Genomic DNA, 18121 nt, shown 5'->3' with positions numbered 1-18121 from the left:
GAATTGACTGAACCAACGCTATCGGGGGCAAGCCCCCTCCCACATGTGTTTCGTGGTGTTGCTGGGATTGTATTCCAGGCCTAAAAATGCCGCGTATCTCTGCTCTGGTTGACTCGCTGATGGCTTAAGGTCTGACACAGCCCGCAAGGACTCCAGAGATCCAATGTGGGAGGGGGCTTGCTCCCGATGGCGGTGTATCAGTCACCTATGAATTGACTGAACCACTGCTATCGGGGGCAAGCCCCCTCCCACATTTGTTTGTATTCCAGGCATAAAAAACGCCGCGTACCTTGCGATACGCGGCGCCTGTCACATCAACACACCGTTAAGCTTGAATCACCGGGATGTTGGCGCTTGCCGCGATCTTGCGGAACTCGGCGATCTGGTCGAAGTTCAGGTAGCGGTAAACGTCACTGGCCATGGTGTCCAGTTTCGCCGCGTAGCCCATGTACTCTTCGACGGTCGGCAGGCGACCCAGGGTAGAGGCGACTGCCGCCAGCTCGGCCGAGGCCAGGTAGACGTTGGCGCCATCGCCCAGACGGTTCGGGAAGTTACGGGTCGAGGTCGACACGACGGTCGAATTCGGCTCTACACGTGCCTGGTTACCCATGCACAGCGAGCAGCCCGGCATTTCCATGCGCGCGCCAGCCCTGCCGTAGATGCCGTAGTAGCCTTCTTCGGTCAGCTGGTGAGCGTCCATCTTGGTCGGCGGCGACAGCCATAGGCGGGTTGGCAACTGGCCCTTGACCTGCTCCAGCAGCTTACCGGCAGCGCGGAAGTGACCGATGTTGGTCATGCACGAACCGATGAACACTTCGTCGATCTTCTCACCGGCAACGCTCGACAACAGACGGGCATCGTCCGGGTCGTTCGGTGCGCAGAGGATCGGCTCGTTGATTTCCGACAGGTCGATCTCGATGATTTCGGCGTATTCGGCGTCGGCATCGGCTTCCATCAGCTCCGGGTTGGCAACCCAGGCTTCCATCGCTTGGGCGCGACGTTCCAGGGTGCGTGGATCGCCGTAGCCTTCGCCGATCATCCAGCGCAGCAAGGTGATGTTGGAGTTCAGGTACTCGGTGACGGAGTCCTTGGACAGCTTGATGGTGCAACCGGCAGCCGAACGTTCAGCCGATGCGTCGGACAGCTCGAAAGCCTGTTCCAGCGTCAGGTCGTTCAGGCCTTCGATTTCCAGGATGCGGCCGGAGAAGGCGTTTTTCTTGCCTTTCTTCTCTACGGTCAGCAGGCCAGCCTGGATCGCGTAGTAAGGAATGGCATGCACCAGGTCACGCAGGGTGATGCCAGGCTTCATCTTGCCTTTGAAGCGCACCAGGATCGATTCCGGCATGTCCAGCGGCATCACGCCGGTGGCAGCAGCGAACGCGACCAGGCCGGAGCCGGCCGGGAACGAGATGCCCATCGGGAAGCGGGTGTGGGAGTCACCACCGGTACCGACGGTGTCCGGCAGCAGCATGCGGTTCAGCCAGCTGTGGATGATGCCGTCGCCTGGACGCAGCGATACACCGCCACGGGTCATGATGAAGTCAGGCAGGGTGTGGTGGGTGGTCACGTCGATCGGCTTTGGATAAGCCGCGGTGTGGCAGAACGACTGCATCACCAGGTCGGTCGAGAAGCCCAGGCACGCCAGGTCCTTGAGTTCATCACGGGTCATTGGACCGGTGGTGTCCTGGGAACCGACGGTGGTCATCTTTGGTTCGCAGTAGGTGCCAGGGCGCACGCCTTTGCCTTCCGGCAGGCCGCACGCCTTGCCGACCATTTTCTGCGCCAGGGTGAAGCCCTTGCCGGTGTCGACAGGCGCTTCAGGCAGCTTGAACAGGTCGGTAGGGCCCAGGCCCAGTTCGGCACGGGCCTTGTCGGTCAGGCCGCGACCGATGATCAGCGGAATACGGCCGCCGGCGCGTACTTCGTCCAACAGCACCGGGGTCTTCATTTCGAAGGTGGTGATGACTTCATCGGTGCCGTGTTTGCAGACTTTGCCAGCATGCGGGTACAGGTCGATCACGTCGCCCATGTGCATGTTGGTGACGTCGAACTCGATCGGCAGTGCGCCCGCATCTTCCATGGTGTTGTAGAAGATCGGAGCGATCTTGCTGCCGAAGCAGAAACCGCCGGCGCGCTTGTTCGGAACAAAGGGAACGTCGTCGCCGAAGAACCACAGTACGGAGTTGGTCGCCGATTTACGCGACGAACCGGTACCGACCACGTCGCCAACGTAGGCGATCGGGAAGCCTTGGCCGCGCATTTCTTCGATCTGCTTCATCGGGCCGGTCTTGCCTTGCTCGTCCGGCACGATGCCTTCACGGGCCATTTTCAGCATGGCCAGGGCGTGCAGCGGGATGTCAGGGCGCGACCAGGCGTCCGGGGCAGGGGACAGGTCGTCGGTGTTGGTTTCGCCGGTGACCTTGAACACGCGCAGGCTGATCTTGTCGGCCAGGGTCGGACGGTTGCGGAACCATTCGCCGTCGGCCCAGGACTGGATCACGCCTTTGGCGTGTTCGTTGCCATTGCGGGCTTTTTCCGCCACGTCGTGGAACGCATCGAACATCAACAGGGTGTGCTTGAGTTGGGCGGCCGCGACAGGCGCCAGCGTGGCGTCGTCCAGCAGCTCGACCAACGTCACGATGTTGTAGCCGCCTTGCATGGTGCCAAGCAGTTCAACAGCGCGCTTTTTGTCGATCAGGGGGGAGGTGGCTTCGCCCTTGGCCAGGGCGGACAGGAAACCGGCCTTGACGTAGGCTGCTTCGTCAACGCCCGGTGGAATGCGGTTGGTGATCAGGTCAACGAGGAATTCTTCTTCGCCAGCCGGGGGATTTTTCAGCAGCTCGACCAGGCCTGCGGTTTGTTCGGCGTTAAGCGGCTGGGGCACGATACCCAGGGCGGCACGCTCTTCGATATGTTTGCGGTAGGCTTCAAGCACAGTTATTACCCTCATCAGTGGTCCCACGGGACGCTCATCCAGGAATGACCGGCACGCGTGCGCTCGGGGGCTTTTTGGGCCGCAAAGCCAGCGCTGCCGACCGTCCTTACAGAAGCTGCTTTCAAAGTTTTACGCCTGCAGAACGGAGCTGATGAGGGTTGGCGCAAGTGTTGACCTACCTGGGTCAAACCTGCGCCAACACCGTTCTGAAGGAACGACTGTGCTCGTGACGCTTTGAAAACAGCTTCCAGCGGATTATTGGCGCCTTACAAGGCCGGGTGATTCTACGGCAAAAAAAATCTAAAGGTAAGTTGCGTCACCAAGTTTGCAGGGTGATCAACCTTAGACAAAGGGCTAACATGGCGCACTGTTTCGCTGATCTGCGTGTTTTCGCCCATGTCCAACCAAACCATCAAGACCCCCTGCGTCGGCCTGTGCTCCACGGTCTACGGCGATCTCGTGTGTCGCGGCTGCAAGCGCTTTCACCACGAAGTGATCCAGTGGAATGGCTATAACGAAGAAGAAAAGCGTGCGGTCTGGCTCAGGCTCGAGCAATTGCTGGTGCAGGTGATGGCCGGCAAAGTCGAGGTTTTTGCCCCCAAGACCCTGCGCGGGCAGCTGGAACAGCGCAAGATTCGCTTCGTGCCGCACCAGTCCGAGTATTGCTGGGCCTATCAGTTGATTGCGCGTGGGGCGCGGGTGATCAATAACCTGGAGGCCTATGGCATGGTGCTGCTACCGGAGTTTCGCGAGTGGCCCTTGCCAGACCTGCGCGATGCGATTGATCGGGAGTTCTTTATCTTGTCCGAGGCGCATTACCAGCGTTATATCGCACCGGGATTCCTGAAGGATGCGCTATCTACCTGACGGTACAGGGGGCCCCTGTAGGAGCGAGCTTGCTCGCGAAAAACGCCCAGGCAACGCGTTCATTCTGAATAAACGCGGGGGGCCTGAGCTCTTCGCGAGCAAGCTCGCTCCTACAGAAAAGCCTTGAGGCAAGCCCCCTCCCACATTTGATCTTCATTGGTTCAGGCTTGGGTGGCGAGTTCTTCGAGATGGTCCATCAGCGTCTGCGGCTTGAGCACCAGCACATCGCTTTCCACCGCATCCAGCACCACCTCTGCCGTATTGCCGATTAACGCCCCGGAAATTCCAGTGCGCGCCACGGTGCCGATAATCGTCAGTGCCGCCTGCAACTGGTGGGCGATATGGGGAATCAGCACATCCGCCGGGCCTTCCTTGATATGCAGGTGTGCGTCATCCACATCGAATTCGGCCTGGAAGGCCTGGCACTGCTCGCGATAACGCGCCTCGATGGTTTCCCTGAGTTGAAACGTCGGGTCTGCCGCCGACAGCATCGGCGAGGGATGCGCGCTGATCACATGCAACTGCGCCTTGGCCAGGCTGGCGATATCAAAGCCGTGGTCGATGATGGAATTGTGCAGCGAGCGGTGTTCGCCGTCGGAATTGCCCACGTCGACGGCCGCCAGAATCACGCCGCCGGCCCAGGGCGTGGCGGTCTTGACCAGCAGCACGGGCGTCGGGCAATAGCGCAGCAGTTTCCAGTCTGCCGGCGTCAGCAGGGCCTTTTTCAGCGGGCTGTCGGCAAAGTGCTGCTTGATCACCAGGCCGCAGCCCTCGGCCTGCTGCACGTCGACGATGGTTTCATGCAAGCTGTCGTTCCACGCCTGTTCGGTCGTGACGCTGTACCCGTCCTCCTGCAGGCCGGATTTGAGCAGGCTCAGCAGCGCCGAATGTTCATGCTTTCTGTCACAGACCAGCAAATGCAGGTGCGCGTCGGTGACCCCGGCGATCAGCTTCGCGCGCTTGAGGGCCAGGCTTTCGGGATGCTCGGGCTCGATGACCACCAGGATGCTGCGGATGGCTTGCATGGTCGGTTCTCCAGGAGTGGGCCTGCAACAACTATAGTTGCTGCACGCGTGCCGTCATCTTGATGTACATCAAGGCCCATGGCTGGTGGTCTGCGGCGTGGTCGGTATAATCGGCGCCCTTTTGTGATCCTTTGCCCGTGAGCCCGATGATCCTGCCCGAAATCCACGAATTCCTCGGTTGCCGCACCCCCGACGCCTGGGTCCAGGCCGCGCTGGCCGACCAGGACACCCTGCTGATCGACCACAAGAACTGCGAATTCAAAGCCGCCAGCACCGCCCTGAGCCTGATCGCCAAGTATCACGGCCACCTCGACCTGATCAACATGATGTCGCGCCTGGCCCGTGAAGAGCTGGTGCACCACGAGCAGGTCATGCGCCTGATGAAAAAACGCAAGGTTGAACTGCGCCAATTGTCCGCCGGCCGCTACGCCTCGGGTTTGCGCAAGGTGGTGCGCAACCATGAGCCGGTCAAGCTGGTGGATACCCTGGTGGTGGGGGCCTTTATCGAAGCGCGCAGTTGCGAGCGTTTCGAAGCGCTGGTGCCGCATTTGGACGAAGAACTCGGCAAGTTCTACTTCGGCTTGCTCAAAAGCGAAGCGCGGCACTTTCAGGGTTACTTGAAACTGGCCTACCAGTACGGTGACGCCAAGGACATCGCCCAGGTGATCGAGCGGGTGAGGGCGGCCGAGCAGGCGTTGATCGAGTCAGCCGACGTCGAGTTCCGCTTTCACAGTGGCGTGCCAGCCTGAGGCCACGGCTACGCCGATCAAGGCGCTGAATCCGGTCAGCAGCAGAATCACCGTTTGCGTGCCAAGCGGCGCTGCCAGCACCGCAATCAGCAAGCCCGCCAAGGGCTGGGCGAGGTTGTTGAGCAGGGTGATCACTCCCACGGTTTTGCCGAAATCCTGCACCGGAATCACCCGCTGACGGGTGCTGCGCATGTACACGTTGAACATCTTGTCGAAACCGCTCACCAGCAGGAAGCCCACGGCGTACACCCATACGCCGGGGCTGAGGGCGGTGATCAGCGCGCCCACGGCAATCATCGAATACGACAACCCGCCGAGCACCTTCAGCGCCAGGCTCGAACGCGCGAGGTAAAACAGAATTACCAGGGTGACCACCGCGCCAGCGGCTTGCAGCAGGGCGTAGGCGTCCTTGTCCGCCGCATATTGCCCGGTGACCAGGGCCGCCGACGTGGCCAGCGTCACGCCGACGATCAGGTTCACACCGATGGCCAGGGTAATGATGCGCTTCAACTCCACCCGGCTGCGGATGTGGCCCAAAGCGGTGCGCAGCGGCTGCAGCCAGAGGCCCGGGTGCTGCGGCGCATGGAGCTGCAGGTTCACGCTGGTATGGCGCTGCCATGTCAACATCGCCAGGTCCGCCAGCACAAACAGTGCGGCGATGCCCAGCACTACCCAGGGCCACGCCCAGACTTCCAGCATCAGCGCCGCCACCAACGGCCCGAGTACCAGGCCGCTCTGGTCGGCGATCTGCGAATAAGACAACGTCCTGGTGTAGGTGTAATGCTGGAAAATATGCGGCATCAGCACTTCCCGCGCCATGATGCCCTGGGTGGTCAATACCCCGCACAACGCCGACAGGATCACCAGCCATTGGATACCGTCGAACAGCCCGTACAGCGCCACCGCTACCACGCAGGCCAGCGCCCGATACACTTGGCTGACATGCAGGATGCGCACGGGTGAAAACCTGTCGCACAACGCCCCGCACACCGGAAAGGCCAGGTAGCGCGGCAGTGACTCGACAAAGAACGCCAGACCCGCCCAAGACACACTCTGGGTGGTCTGGAACACGATCAGCGGCACGATGAACAGCAGAATCTGGTCCGCCAGCCGCGACAGGAACAGTGAAACGAAGAACGCCAGGTAATCCTTGCGCATATAACTCCCTGTAAATGGCGTAAAAGAGTGCAGGCTATTTGTTAAAAACTCTTAAAAGCATGAAGCTTGCTGGCGCCCTGCGTGCGGTGGCTCCCGTTGGGCAGCTTGCCACCTATACTGCCGGCCTTTCAATCGGCGTTCGCACAATGAGAACTTATGGAAAACCTGGGTCTGGGCAAAGTCCTGCTCGTCGAGGACGATGAGAAGCTGGCAGGACTGATCGCGCATTTTCTGTCGCAACATGGTTTCGAGGTGCAGGCGGTGCACCGGGGCGATTTGGCCTTGGCGGCATTCCTGGCGTTCAAACCGAAAATCGTCGTGCTCGACTTGATGTTGCCGGGCCAGAGCGGCCTGCATGTGTGTCGCGAGATCCGCGCGGTGTCCGACACACCGATTGTGATCCTCACCGCCAAGGAAGATGACCTGGACCATATCCTGGGCCTGGAGTCCGGTGCCGATGACTATGTGATCAAACCCATCAAACCGCCGGTATTGCTGGCGCGCCTGCGGGCGCTGCAACGTCGGCAAGTGCCCGAGACGACGGTACGCGATTACCTGGAATTCGGCCGGTTGTCGATCAACCGCAGTTGCCGGGTGGTCAGCCTGGGCGATGAAAAAATCGACCTCACCACCATGGAGTTCGAATTGCTCTGGTTGCTGGCGAGCAGCTCGGGAACCATCCTTTCACGCGACGACATCCTCAACCGCATGCGCGGCATTGCGTTCGATGGCCTGAACCGCAGCGTCGATGTGTACATCAGCAAACTGCGCGGCAAGCTCAATGACAACCCGCGCGAGCCGGTGTGCATCAAGACCATCTGGGGCAAGGGCTACCTGTTCAATCCGTTCGCCTGGGAGATGTAGATGCTGCGCCTGTATCTGCGCTTGTACCTGATCCTCGCGCTCGGGTTGGCCGGTGCGATCTGGTTGGTCAACTATGGCCTGGACGCGTACATGCCCGAGTCCAATGAAACCTATAATCGCGAGGCCCTGCGCGGCCCAGCGTGGGCCCTGGTGGAACAACTGCGGCCGGTGCAGGGCGAGGCGCGCCAGGCGCGTCTGGATCAGTTGCAACCGCATTACGGCCTGCGCCTGCAACTGGTGCAGCGCGACAGCCAGCACCTGAGCGCGCGCGAACAGGCACTGCTGGCGGCCGGCCAAGTGGTGGTGCGCGAGGACTTCATGAAGTTCCTCGCGCCCATCGACGACGGCCCGCAGTTGCTCGAAATCCAATTGCCGGAAGAACCGAAATGGTTGTATCTGTGGGCCTACGGGCTCCTGGGCGTGAGCCTGGCCATCGTGTTGTACTTCTGGGTGCGCCCGCACTGGCGCGACCTGGAGCACATCCGCCTGGCGGCGCAGCGCTTTGGCGACAACGACCTCGGCTCGCGCATCCTGTTGCCGCGTCGCTCCACCGTGCGTGCGCTGGCCGGGCACTTCAACCAGATGGCCGAGCGCATCGAAAGCCTGATCGCCAACCAGCGCGAACTGACCAACGCGGTATCCCACGAACTGCGCACGCCGATTGCGCGCTTGTCCTTCGAGCTTGACCAGCTCAAGCAACAGGCCGATCCGCGCCAGAGCCGCGAACTGATCGCCGACATGTACGCCGACCTTGGCGAGCTGGAAGAAATGGTCTCCGAGCTGTTGACCTACGCCAGCCTGGAGCGCGGCGCGACCCAGGTCACCCGCGAAAGCATCGAGGCCCACAGTTGGCTGGACAGCGTGATCGGCAGCGTGGCGCTGGAGGCCGAGGCCGCAGGTGTGCAGTTGTCGCTGCGTACCTGTGAGGTCGATGTGATTCGCATCGAGCCACGATTCATGGCGCGCGCGCTGATCAACCTGCTGCGCAACGCCATTCGCTATGCCGACCGGCGGGTTGAAGTGTCGTTGATCAAGTTCGGCAGCGGTTACGAACTGCAGGTCAGCGACGACGGTCCCGGTATTCCGGTGGAGGGCCGCGCCAAGATCTTTGAACCCTTCATGCGCCTGGATTCAAGCCGCGACCGCCGTACCGGCGGCTTTGGCCTGGGCCTGGCGCTGGTCCAGCGGGTCAGCCAATGGCATGGCGGACAGGTGCAGGTGCTGGACTCGGAGTGGGGTGGCGCGTCGTTTCGGATGACGTGGGCGTATGCCGAGTAAGTATCCGTAAACAACGACAAGCCGATGTGGGAGGGGGCTTGCCCTAATGCCAGTCAGTTAAGAACCAGGAAGGGTAAAAAGTAACCTGTGGCGAGGGAGCTTGCTCCCGCTGGACTGCGCAGCAGTCCCATTTTTGGGGCCGCTTCGCGGCCCAGCGGGAGCAAGCTCCCTCGCCACAGGTACAGTGCGCTGGGTATTATTTATCCAGGGCACTCAAGATCCCATGGGCCACTTTCACCCGTTCGGCATTCGGGTAGTTCCTGTTGGCCAGGATCACCACGCCAATATCCCTGCTCGGTACATACGCCACGTAGGCGCCGAAACCATTGGTTGAGCCGGTTTTGTTATAGAGCACATTGGCCGGTTGGGCCTGCGCCGGTTGCAGCCACTTGACGGTGTGCGACTCCAGCGCCATTGGTGTGGAGTTGCCCTCTATCAAGGCCTGCTGGGTGATGGGGTAGGGGTAGTATTCCCAACCCAGGCCCTGGGTCATGCCGTCGACGCTGTAGTAACCGCTATGTGTGGTGGCGATCGCCTGTTGCAGCGGCGCGCTCAAGGTCTCGGGGTGCAGGTTGAGCATCACGTAGCGCGCCAGGTCCTGGGTGCTGGTCTTGATGCCGTAGGCTTCGCTGTCGAGTGCGCCTGGGCCCACGCGCACGGGTTTGCCCTGCTTATCGTAGCCTTGGGCGTAGTGGCCCAGCTTGTCGGCGGGCACGTTGAGGTAGGTGTTCTTCAAGCCCAGCGCCGGCAGCAAGGTCTGTTCCATGGCGACATTGAACGGCTGGCCCAGGCTTTTGGCCGCGAGGTAGCCGAACAGGCCGATGCTCGGGTTGGAGTAGAGGCGTCGCGTACCGGGGGTGTCGGCGGGTTGCCAATGCCTGTAGTAATCGAGCATGGTCGCGGCGCTGTCGGCTGCGCTGGGGAATTGCAGCGGCAGGCCGCCTGCGGTGTAGGTCGCCAGTTGCAACAGGCTGATGTGGTCGAACGCACTGCCGGCCAGTTCGGCCCAGTGCTGGCTGGCGCGGTCCGACAGCTTCAACTTGCCGCTGGCCTGGGCAAAGCCACCGAGGGTTGAAGTGAAGGTCTTGGACACTGAGCCGACTTCGAACAGGGTGTCTTGCGTGACGGGCTGCTTGCCTTCCCTGGACGCCACGCCGTAGTTAAAGTATTGCGCCTGACCCTTCTGCACCACGGCCACCGACAGCCCGACGATGCCCTGTTGTTGCATCAGCGGTTTGACGCGACTGTCCACCACTTCGCGCAGGTCGGGTGCTGCCAGGCACGGAGTAGCAACCAGCAGAGACGCTGAAATCAGCAGGTTTCGTACGCTAAAACGGGATTTTTCCTGCATGTTATTTTCGTTTCCCTGTAACGGATTGACTTAGGGTGAAGCCTGCGCGGGTGCCGCCATCGGGGGCAAGCCCTAATGCCAGTCAGTTAAGGCTTTTTGTAGGAGCGAGCTTGCTCGCGAAAAACGTCAACGATAACGCGTGCTTTCTGAATGAACGCGGTGCCTGTGAGTTTTTCGCGAGCAAGCTCGCTCCTACAGACGGCGGTGTACGCTTAACTGACTGGCATTGGGGCAAGCTCCCTCCCACAGCTGGAGTGTGTCAGGCAAGGTACTTGCGAAACCATCCCAGGGTGCGCTCCCACGCCAGGTTCGCTGCTGCCTCGTCATAACGCGGCGTCGAATCGTTGTGAAAGCCGTGGTTGGCTCCCGGGTAGATAAATGCCTCATACGTCGTGCCGGCGGCTTTAAGCGCCTGCTCGTAGGCCGGCCAACCTTCGTTGATGCGCGCATCCAGCTCCCCGTAATGCAGCATGATCGGTGCCTTGATGCGGGGTACGTCCTTGGCCTCGGGTTGACGCCCGTAGAACGATACGGCCGCCGCCAGTTCCGGGTAGGCCACCGCCGCCGCATTGGTCACGCCACCGCCATAGCAGAAGCCGGTGATGCCGACTTTGCCGGTGCTGCTGTCGTGGTGCATCAGCCACTCAATGGCCGCGAAAAAGTCGTTCATCAGTTTGGTGGGGTCGACGGTCTGCTGCAGGGCCACGCCTTTTTCATCGTTGCCGGGGTAGCCGCCCACCGAGGTCAGGCCATCGGGCGCCAGGGCGATAAAGCCGGCTTTGGCCAGGCGCCGCGCCACGTCTTCGATATACGGGTTGAGGCCGCGGTTCTCATGCACGACCACCACCGCAGGCAGTTTGCCGGCGGCCTTGGCCGGGCGCACCAGGTAGCCGCGCACCGTGCCGTTACCCTTGGGTGACGGGTACGTGATGTAGTCGGCAACGATAGCGGGGTCGGTGAATTTCACCTGTTCGGCGAGTGCGTAGTTGGGACTCAGGGCGGCGAGCAGGGCCGAGGCGGTCAGGCCACCGAAGGTAAACAGCGCGGCGCGGTCGAGAAACTCGCGGCGGTTCAGCGTGCCGTGGGCGTAGCCATCGTAGAGTTCCAGCAGTTCGGGAGCGAAGTCTTTGGCGGTGAGACGAGTCATCGGTGCAGTCCTCGATTAGCGGTTGCCGTCAAATGTAGACCAGGATCAACCCGTGCGACCACGGGCGCGGACGCCATTTCTGTTTAGCAGCCCCTGGCCCGTAGCGCTAGCGCGCGAAGCGCTTCGCGCCGGCCACGCAGCCGATCACCGCCACCGTGACCAGCAGCATGCCCAGGCTGACCTGCTCATGCAGCAGGCCCGCCGCCAGCGCCAAACCAAAGAACGGTTGCAGCAACTGCAACTGGCCGACCGCAGCGATGCCACCCTGGGCCAGGCCGCGATACCAGAATACAAAGCCGATCAACATGCTGAACAGCGCGACGTAACCCAGGCTCAGCCAGGCCGGCAGGCTGATGCCGGTGAACGACGCGGGCGCCAGCAGCCAGCTCAACGGCGCGACGACGGGCAGCGACATTACCAGGGCCCAGCAAATCACCTGCCAGCCGCCCAGGCTGCGCGACAGCTTGGCGCCTTCGGCATAGCCCAGGCCGCAGACCAGCACCGCCAATAGCATCAGCAGGTCCCCGGCGGGCGCGGCGCTCAGGCCCTGGGTGAAGGCGTAAGCCATCACCAGCGCACTGCCCAGCCCCGAAAACAACCAGAACACCGGTCGCGGCCGCTCGCCGCCGCGCAGTACGCCGAAGATCGCCGTCGCCAGCGGCAGCAGGCCGATAAACACAATGGAGTGCGCGGAGGTCACGTATTGCAGCGCCAGCGCCGTGAGCAGCGGAAAGCCGATCACCACGCCGAACGCGACGATGGCCAAGGGCGCCCATTGCGGGCGGGTGGGGCGTTTTTCGCGGAACCACCACAACAGGCACAGCCCCAGGATGGCCGCAAGCGTCGCGCGGATCATGGTCAGGAACACCGGGTCGAATTCCATCACCGCCAGGCGCGTGGCCGGCAACGAACCGCTGAAGATCACCACGCCAATAAAACCGTTGATCCAGCCTTGGGTGCTGCTGTCCAGGGTGCCGAAAGGCGAGGTGCGTTCCATAGGGGTATGTCCGAAAAGGGAAGTTGCGTACTCGGCATCCTAGGGCTGAAGATTAAGGCAATCAAAAAATTGTCATGGATACATCGCCAATGCCGCGCGCCCGCTACAAGTCGCTGGTCGATACCTTCGCCGAGGCCATTCGTGCGGGCAAAATGCCGCCCGGCACGCGCCTGCCCACGCACCGCCAACTCGCCGCCGAGCATGGCTTGGCGCTGGTTACCGCGAGCCGCGTGTACGCCGAGCTGGAGGCGATGGGGCTGGTCAGTGGTGAAACCGGGCGCGGCACTTTTGTGCGCGAACTGGCGTTACCGCCGGGCCAGGGCAGTGGGCAGATGCCCGTCGCGGCAGGCATGCTCGATTTGAATTTCAACTACCCGTCATTGCCCGGCCAGGCCGAGCTTTTGCGTGGCGCACTGCGCCAGTTGGCGTTATCCGGCGACCTGGAAGCGCTGTTGCGTTACCAGCCCCACGCCGGCCGCCTGCATGAACGCGCGGCGGTCGCGCAGCACCTGTTGCAGCGCGGGCTGGCGGTGCAGGCCGAACAGGTATTGCTGGTCAGCGGAGCCCAGCACGGCTTGGCGGTAACCCTGATGGCGCTGCTCAAACCCGGCGATGTGATCGCCGTCGACGCATTGACGTATTCGGGCTTCAAGGTATTGGCCGAGACCCTGCACCTGGAAATCGTCGCGATCCCGGCCAGCGCCACCGGCCCGGACCTCGATCACCTGCAGGCCCTGTGCCGCAAGCGGCCGGTGCGCGCGGTCTACAGCATGCCCACCCTGCATAACCCGCTGGGCTGGGTGATGAGCCTGGCGCAGCGCGAGCGCCTGGTGGCGATTGCACGAGAGCACCACTTGATGATCATCGAGGACGCCGCCTACGCCTTCCTGGCCGAACACGCACCGCCGCCGCTGGCGAGCCTGGCGCCTGAATGCACTGTCTACGTGGGTGGGTTTTCCAAAAGTGTCGCCACCGGCTTGCGCGTCGGTTTTATCGCGGCGCCCCTGGCTTGGGTCAAGGTATTGGAGCGCACCGTCATGGCCACCACCTGGAACGTGCCGGGGGTGATGAGTGCGATTACCGTGGCCTGGATCGAAGATGGCACCGTTGCGCAGTTGGAGGCGCAAAAACGTGCAGATGCCCAGGCGCGACAAGGTTTGGCGGCGCAAGTGCTGACGGGGCTGAGCTATATCAGCCATCCCTCATCGTATTTTTTGTGGCTGCCGCTGGGCGAAGATGTCCGCGCCGATCAGGTGGCCATGACCTTGCAGCGCGAAGGTATTGGCGTTTCCACCGCCGAGCCGTTTGCCGTCTCGGCCCATGTGCCCCATGCGCTGCGCCTGGCCTTGGGGTCGGTGTCGATGACGGCGCTGCGTGAGGCGTTGCTCAAGGTGCGCAAAGTAGTGCAATGGTGAGCCGTGGCTGAGCGGCTCACCGGCAAGGGTCAGTATTTGTAGGCCTGGCGGCCGATCAGCAGCCATTGGCCTTTCTGTTTCTGCCAGACCTGGAAGTTATCGATATCGGTCGGCACTTCGACGCCACTGTTCACCGCCAGGGCGTGAAAGTGGTTGCGCACCAGAGCGGTATCGCCATTGAGGGTGATGCTCTGGTTTTGCATTTCCAGGGTCTTGAACGCGCTCTTGTGAGTTTCCAGGTCTTCGATGAACTGCGCCTTGTTCTGCACCTTGCCGCTGGAATGGCCGTAGGTGAGGGTGTCTGCGGTCAGCGCATGCAGTTGCTTGAGGTCCAGGTGCAACATAGCCTGGGTCAGTTGGTCGACCGCCTGGGCTACTTCCTTCTCGGCGGGCGCCGGTGCGGCCGCGACGTAGCCGGAGAACAGGCACAGGAAAGCGATCAGCACTTTGAGATTTTGCATGGGGAGTCCTTATTGTTGTTGGGGAGCGACACGATGAGGTCTGTCGTCGTACAACCATGCAATAAATTGGCAGGGGAAGGAAAGGGGGTTCTTGAAATATTCTGAAATTACTTATTTGCCGACGTGGAACTCGGCTGAACCTGTGGGAGGGGGCAAGCCCTAATGCCAGTCAGTTAAGGCGACACCGAACCTGTGGCGAGGGAGCTTGCTCCCGCTGGACTGCGCAGCAGTCCCATTGCTTGGGGCCGCTTCGCGCCCCAGCGGGAGCAAGCTCCCTCGCCACAAGTTAGTTCTCGCTCCTGCTACTTCTTAACTGACCGGCATTAGGGCAAGTCCACACCCACATGGGGCGGTGATCAGCCGGCTGACAACGGCGGTGTACGCGGTGGAATCATGCGTTTGCTGCCGGTGGCTTCGTACGCTGACGCCAAGCGCAACAGAGCCGAATCGTCATACGCCCGCCCGGCAAATGTCAGCCCGACCGGCATGCCGATATCGGCCATCACGCCCATCGGCACGGTGACGGTAGGCACGCCAAGATGGCGAATGGCGAGGTTGCCGTTGGCCACCCACACGCCATTGCTCCAGGCGATATCGGCGGAGGCTTCGTTGACATCGGCATCGGCCGGGCCCACGTCGGCCACGGTGGGGAACAGCACCGCGTCGAGCCCCAGGCGGTCCATCCAGTCTTCCAGGTCCAGCCGGCGGGTTTGCTCGAGGCCGCGCAAGCCGTCGGGCAAGCTGCTGATCTCGTTCCACGGCGTGATGCCGCGCTGGGCCATGCGCACGTATTCATCCATGCCGGCGGCCAGGTCGTCTTCGCGGTTGGGCAGGGTGCCGGGGTCGTGGGGGAAGATCTTCGGGCCATCCACATCCGCCAGGTGGTTCAACGCCGGGTCGCCGTTGGCACGCAAAAAGTCATCGAACGCCCAGGCCGACAATTCCCACAGTTCATCGTGGAGGAATTGCCGGGACACCAGGCCACGGTTGAACACTGTGGGCGCGCCGGGGCGGTCGCCTTCGCAATTGGACACCAGTGGGAAATCCACTTCGATGACTTCGGCGCCTGCGGCTTCCAGGGCGTGGCGTGCGGCTTGCCACAGCTCGATCACTGAGGCGCGGGTGTGGATTTTCTGCCCGGTCGGTCCGCCGATCCCTGGTTTCTCACTGGTGCCGGCCTCAGGGTCGGCGTTGATGTACATGCGCGGCACGCCGAAGCGTTTGCCGGCCAGGGCCGCGCTGCCCGCCGCGAGTTCGGCGTAGGACGCCGGGCGCACCGAACTGACGCTGGGGATCGGCACCCAGGGTTGCAGGCGCCACAGGTCGCCACGGGTGTGCGGGTCTTCGGCGACCACCACGTCGAGTACTTCCAGCAGGTCAGCCATGGTGCGCGCATAGGGCACCACCACGTCCATGGTCGGGGTCAGCGGCCAGTTGCCGCGTACCGAAATCACCCCACGCGAAGGCGTGTACGCACACAAGCCGTTGTTGGAGGCCGGGCCGCGACCGCTCGACCAGGTTTCTTCGGCCAGGCCAAACGCGGCGAAACTTGCCGCCGTGGCCGTGCCGGCGCCGTTGGACGAACCCGAGGCGAACGGTGCGGTGAGGTAATCGGCGTTGTACGGGCTTTCGGCGCGGCCATAGACGCCGCGTTGCATGCCGCCGTTGGCCATGGGCGGCATATTGGTCTTGCCCAGGCAGATGGCCCCGCCAGCGCGCAAACGCTCGATGGTGAAGGCATCACGCTGGGCGACCAGCTTGGCGAACGCCGGGCTGCCGGACGCGGCGGTGAGGCCCTTGACCAGGTAACTGTCCTTGGCCGTATAGGGAATGCCATCCAGCGGCCCCAGCGTCTGGCCTTTTGCCCGGCGTGCATCGGACGCCTCGGCTTCCTGCAAGGCCTCGGGGTTGCGCACCACCACGGCGTTCAGCGCGGTGGCGGTCTGCGGGCCGTCATAGGCGTCGATCCGCGCCAGGTAGGCCTGCACCAGTTCAACGGCGCTGGTCTGGCCGGATTCAAGCGCAGCGCGCAATTGAGCAATGGAGACTTCGGTAACTTGCATCAGGTTTTTTTCGCCGCCTTCAAGTGGAGGTATGGCGGCAGTCTACGTACAGATATTTCCCAGTGCCAGCTTGCTGCTAAGGTAAGCGGCTTGATGATCCATATTGCACTCCAAGGAGGAGAACATGCCCAGACCCTATATCGCCCTGGCCGGTTTGCTCGGGTTTTCGCTGTATACCGTGGCGACCATGTTGACGGCCGAGCAATCGCTCATTGCGTTTGGGCAGGAGTTGATGTCGCGGCCAGATACGGCGCAGGTGGTGATTGACCTGTACCTGATGGCGATACTGGCGTGTGTGTGGATGTACCGGGATGCGCGGGGCCGGGGGCGCTCCGTGGCGTCGTTGATCCCCTATTTCCTGCTGACGGCGGTGTTCGTGTCGATAGGGCCGCTGCTGTATATCGTCGTCAATGGGTTCACGCGACGCACCTGACGACAAAATACCAATGTGGGAGGGGGCTTGCTCCCGATAGCGATGCGTCAGTTGACATCTACTTGACTGACACACCGCCATCGGGGGCAAGCCCCCTCCCACATTGTTCAGCGTGGTCACTTGGACAGCGGCAGCCTCACACCCCTTTGGTCGACGGCAACAATATCGTCAAAATGCCCGCCAACGGCAGGAACGAGCAGATCTTGTAGACGTATTCGATACCGTGGCTATCGGCGAGCAAGCCCAGCAGTGCCGCGCCGATCCCGCTGAAACCGAACATCAGGCCGAAGAAGATCCCGGCGATCATGCCGACATTGCCCGGCACCAGTTCCTGGGCGAACACCACGATGGCCGAGAACGCCGAGGCGATGATAAAGCCGATGATCACGCTGAGTACGGCAGTCCAGAATAGGTCGACATAGGGCAGGGCGAGGGTGAACGGCGCGGCGCCGAGAATCGAAAACCAGATGACTGTCTTGCGCCCGATCTTGTCGCCGATCGGCCCGCCGGCGAAGGTGCCCACGGCCACCGCGCCGAGGAACAGGAACAGGTACATCTGGGAGTTGGCGACCGACAGCTGGAATTTTTCGATCAGGTAGAACGTGAAGTAGCTGGTCAGGCTGGTCATGTACCAATATTTGGAGAATACCAGCAGCGCCAGCACCACCAGGGCAAAGGTCACCCGGCCTTTGGACAGGCCATGGGTCGGTTTGCCGCCTTGCTTGAGCTTGAACAGGTTGAGGTGGTGGCGGTACCAGCGGCTCAAGCCGTACAGCACCAGGATCGCGAACACCGCGAACAGGCCGAACCAGGCGATATGGCTCTGGCCGTAAGGAATGATGATAGCCGCCGCCAGCAGTGGACCGAAGGCGCTGCCGGTGTTACCGCCGACCTGGAACGTCGATTGCGCCAGGCCATAGCGGCCGCCGGAGGCCAGGCGTGCCACGCGGGACGTTTCCGGGTGGAACGTCGACGAGCCGACACCGACCAGCGCCGCCGCCAGCAAAATCAGCGGGAAGCTGCCGACAAACGCCAGCATCAGAATACCGATCAAGGTGCAGACCATGCCCGCCGGCAGCAGCCAGGGCTTGGGATGACGGTCGGTGTGGTAGCCGATCCAGGGCTGCAGCAGCGATGCGGTGAGTTGGAAAGTCAGGGTGATCAGGCCGACCTGGGTAAACGTCAGGCCGTAGTTGGCCTTGAGCATTGGGTAGATCGACGGCAGCACGGCCTGGATCAGGTCGTTGATCAGATGCGCCAGGGCGCAGGCGCCGAGCACGCGCATGACCAAAGGGCTGACCTGAGGCGTCGCGGTGGCAGCGGCGGGTGTCGCGGTGAGGGTCGACATGCAGGCATTCCATACAAGGCAGCGAACAGG

At 62.1% G+C, this 18121-nt stretch carries 15 protein-coding genes; 6 read left to right on the top strand and 9 right to left on the bottom strand.

What is annotated here, in order from left to right; all coding sequences use genetic code 11:
- Positions 1-325 precede the first annotated feature (325 nt).
- A complete protein-coding gene (gene acnB, locus C4J85_RS15365; RefSeq protein ID WP_124368976.1) occupies positions 326-2935 on the bottom strand; it encodes a bifunctional aconitate hydratase 2/2-methylisocitrate dehydratase in 2610 nt (869 codons plus the stop codon).
- Between the two features lie 396 nt (positions 2936-3331).
- Between acnB and C4J85_RS15360 the strand changes: the two genes are divergently transcribed.
- Positions 3332-3802 carry a DUF1289 domain-containing protein gene (locus C4J85_RS15360; protein ID WP_124410110.1) on the top strand — a complete coding sequence of 157 codons (471 nt, stop codon included), beginning with the start codon at positions 3332-3334 and terminating at the stop codon, positions 3800-3802.
- A 161-nt stretch (positions 3803-3963) separates the two neighbouring features.
- Here C4J85_RS15360 and C4J85_RS15355 read toward each other — a convergent pair whose 3' ends face one another.
- Complete coding sequence (locus tag C4J85_RS15355) at positions 3964-4827, bottom strand: universal stress protein (RefSeq protein ID WP_124367252.1); 864 nt, start codon at positions 4825-4827, stop codon at positions 3964-3966.
- Between the two features lie 146 nt (positions 4828-4973).
- Between C4J85_RS15355 and C4J85_RS15350 the strand changes: the two genes are divergently transcribed.
- Positions 4974-5576 (top strand): tRNA-(ms[2]io[6]A)-hydroxylase, encoded by a 603-nt coding sequence (locus C4J85_RS15350; protein ID WP_124363096.1) that lies wholly within the window; start codon positions 4974-4976, stop codon positions 5574-5576.
- Here C4J85_RS15350 and C4J85_RS15345 read toward each other — a convergent pair.
- Positions 5532-6734, bottom strand: a complete 1203-nt coding sequence (locus tag C4J85_RS15345; RefSeq protein WP_124410109.1) for an MFS transporter — start codon at positions 6732-6734, stop codon at positions 5532-5534. The two genes, C4J85_RS15350 and C4J85_RS15345, sit on opposite strands and share 45 nt — an antisense overlap.
- 156 nt (positions 6735-6890) lie before the next feature.
- Here C4J85_RS15345 and C4J85_RS15340 point away from each other — a divergent pair, with 156 nt between their 5' ends.
- Both C4J85_RS15340 and C4J85_RS15335 read left to right on the top strand, forming a co-directional pair.
- On the top strand, positions 6891-7598 hold the full coding sequence (locus tag C4J85_RS15340; protein WP_124410108.1) for a winged helix-turn-helix domain-containing protein: 708 nt from the start codon (positions 6891-6893) through the stop codon (positions 7596-7598).
- On the top strand, positions 7599-8876 hold the full coding sequence (locus C4J85_RS15335; protein WP_124410107.1) for an ATP-binding protein: 1278 nt from the start codon (positions 7599-7601) through the stop codon (positions 8874-8876). It begins immediately after the preceding gene.
- A gap of 196 nt (positions 8877-9072) precedes the next feature.
- On the opposite strand, the gene ampC is transcribed toward C4J85_RS15335, so the two are convergent.
- From ampC to C4J85_RS15315, 3 genes are all read right to left on the bottom strand, one after another.
- The gene (ampC, locus tag C4J85_RS15330) at positions 9073-10227 is read right to left on the bottom strand and encodes a class C beta-lactamase (RefSeq protein ID WP_124410106.1); all 1155 of its coding nucleotides are present in this window, start codon (positions 10225-10227) and stop codon (positions 9073-9075) included.
- Positions 10228-10486: 259 nt separating this feature from the next.
- Positions 10487-11374: a YghX family hydrolase gene (gene yghX / locus C4J85_RS15320; protein WP_124410105.1), complete on the bottom strand. Its 888-nt coding sequence runs from the start codon at positions 11372-11374 to the stop codon at positions 10487-10489.
- Between the two features lie 106 nt (positions 11375-11480).
- Positions 11481-12371, bottom strand: a complete 891-nt coding sequence (locus C4J85_RS15315; protein ID WP_124410104.1) for a DMT family transporter — start codon at positions 12369-12371, stop codon at positions 11481-11483.
- 89 nt (positions 12372-12460) lie between these two features.
- On the opposite strand from C4J85_RS15315, the gene C4J85_RS15310 reads away from it, so the two are divergent.
- Positions 12461-13786: a PLP-dependent aminotransferase family protein gene (locus tag C4J85_RS15310; protein WP_124410103.1), complete on the top strand. Its 1326-nt coding sequence runs from the start codon at positions 12461-12463 to the stop codon at positions 13784-13786.
- Positions 13787-13815: 29 nt separating this feature from the next.
- Here the strand turns inward: C4J85_RS15310 and C4J85_RS15305 are convergent, their stop codons facing one another.
- Positions 13816-14247, bottom strand: coding sequence for a nuclear transport factor 2 family protein (locus C4J85_RS15305; protein ID WP_124367244.1), 432 nt, complete (start codon positions 14245-14247; stop codon positions 13816-13818).
- 356 nt (positions 14248-14603) lie between these two features.
- Positions 14604-16313 carry an amidase gene (locus C4J85_RS15300; protein WP_124410102.1) on the bottom strand — a complete coding sequence of 570 codons (1710 nt, stop codon included), beginning with the start codon at positions 16311-16313 and terminating at the stop codon, positions 14604-14606.
- A gap of 121 nt (positions 16314-16434) precedes the next feature.
- Between C4J85_RS15300 and C4J85_RS15295 the strand changes: the two genes are divergently transcribed.
- A complete protein-coding gene (locus tag C4J85_RS15295) occupies positions 16435-16743 on the top strand; it encodes a DUF2834 domain-containing protein (RefSeq protein ID WP_124410101.1) in 309 nt (102 codons plus the stop codon).
- 136 nt (positions 16744-16879) lie between these two features.
- Here C4J85_RS15295 and C4J85_RS15290 read toward each other — a convergent pair whose 3' ends face one another.
- On the bottom strand, positions 16880-18091 hold the full coding sequence (locus C4J85_RS15290) for an MFS transporter (protein ID WP_124410100.1): 1212 nt from the start codon (positions 18089-18091) through the stop codon (positions 16880-16882).
- Positions 18092-18121: the final 30 nt, after the last annotated feature.

Origin of the sequence: Pseudomonas sp. R4-34-07, from assembly GCF_003852375.1 — a bacterium.
Taxonomy (GTDB): domain Bacteria; phylum Pseudomonadota; class Gammaproteobacteria; order Pseudomonadales; family Pseudomonadaceae; genus Aquipseudomonas.
The sequence above is the reverse complement of the archived record's forward strand: the minus strand, read 5'-3'. Positions and strand labels throughout refer to the sequence as shown.

What these genes read in the sequence shown, in the direction of transcription:
- C4J85_RS15360 (WP_124410110.1), top strand. Translation starts at nt 3,332, where the DNA reads ATGTCCAACCAAACCATCAAGACCCCCTGCGTCGGCCTGTGCTCCACG.
- C4J85_RS15355 (WP_124367252.1), bottom strand. Translation starts at nt 4,827, where the DNA reads ATGCAAGCCATCCGCAGCATCCTGGTGGTCATCGAGCCCGAGCATCCC.
- C4J85_RS15350 (WP_124363096.1), top strand. Translation starts at nt 4,974, where the DNA reads ATGATCCTGCCCGAAATCCACGAATTCCTCGGTTGCCGCACCCCCGAC.
- C4J85_RS15345 (WP_124410109.1), bottom strand. Translation starts at nt 6,734, where the DNA reads ATGCGCAAGGATTACCTGGCGTTCTTCGTTTCACTGTTCCTGTCGCGG.
- C4J85_RS15340 (WP_124410108.1), top strand. Translation starts at nt 6,891, where the DNA reads ATGGAAAACCTGGGTCTGGGCAAAGTCCTGCTCGTCGAGGACGATGAG.
- C4J85_RS15335 (WP_124410107.1), top strand. Translation starts at nt 7,599, where the DNA reads ATGCTGCGCCTGTATCTGCGCTTGTACCTGATCCTCGCGCTCGGGTTG.
- ampC (WP_124410106.1), bottom strand. Translation starts at nt 10,227, where the DNA reads ATGCAGGAAAAATCCCGTTTTAGCGTACGAAACCTGCTGATTTCAGCG.
- yghX (WP_124410105.1), bottom strand. Translation starts at nt 11,374, where the DNA reads ATGACTCGTCTCACCGCCAAAGACTTCGCTCCCGAACTGCTGGAACTC.
- C4J85_RS15315 (WP_124410104.1), bottom strand. Translation starts at nt 12,371, where the DNA reads ATGGAACGCACCTCGCCTTTCGGCACCCTGGACAGCAGCACCCAAGGC.
- C4J85_RS15310 (WP_124410103.1), top strand. Translation starts at nt 12,461, where the DNA reads ATGCCGCGCGCCCGCTACAAGTCGCTGGTCGATACCTTCGCCGAGGCC.
- C4J85_RS15305 (WP_124367244.1), bottom strand. Translation starts at nt 14,247, where the DNA reads ATGCAAAATCTCAAAGTGCTGATCGCTTTCCTGTGCCTGTTCTCCGGC.
- C4J85_RS15295 (WP_124410101.1), top strand. Translation starts at nt 16,435, where the DNA reads ATGCCCAGACCCTATATCGCCCTGGCCGGTTTGCTCGGGTTTTCGCTG.
- C4J85_RS15290 (WP_124410100.1), bottom strand. Translation starts at nt 18,091, where the DNA reads ATGTCGACCCTCACCGCGACACCCGCCGCTGCCACCGCGACGCCTCAG.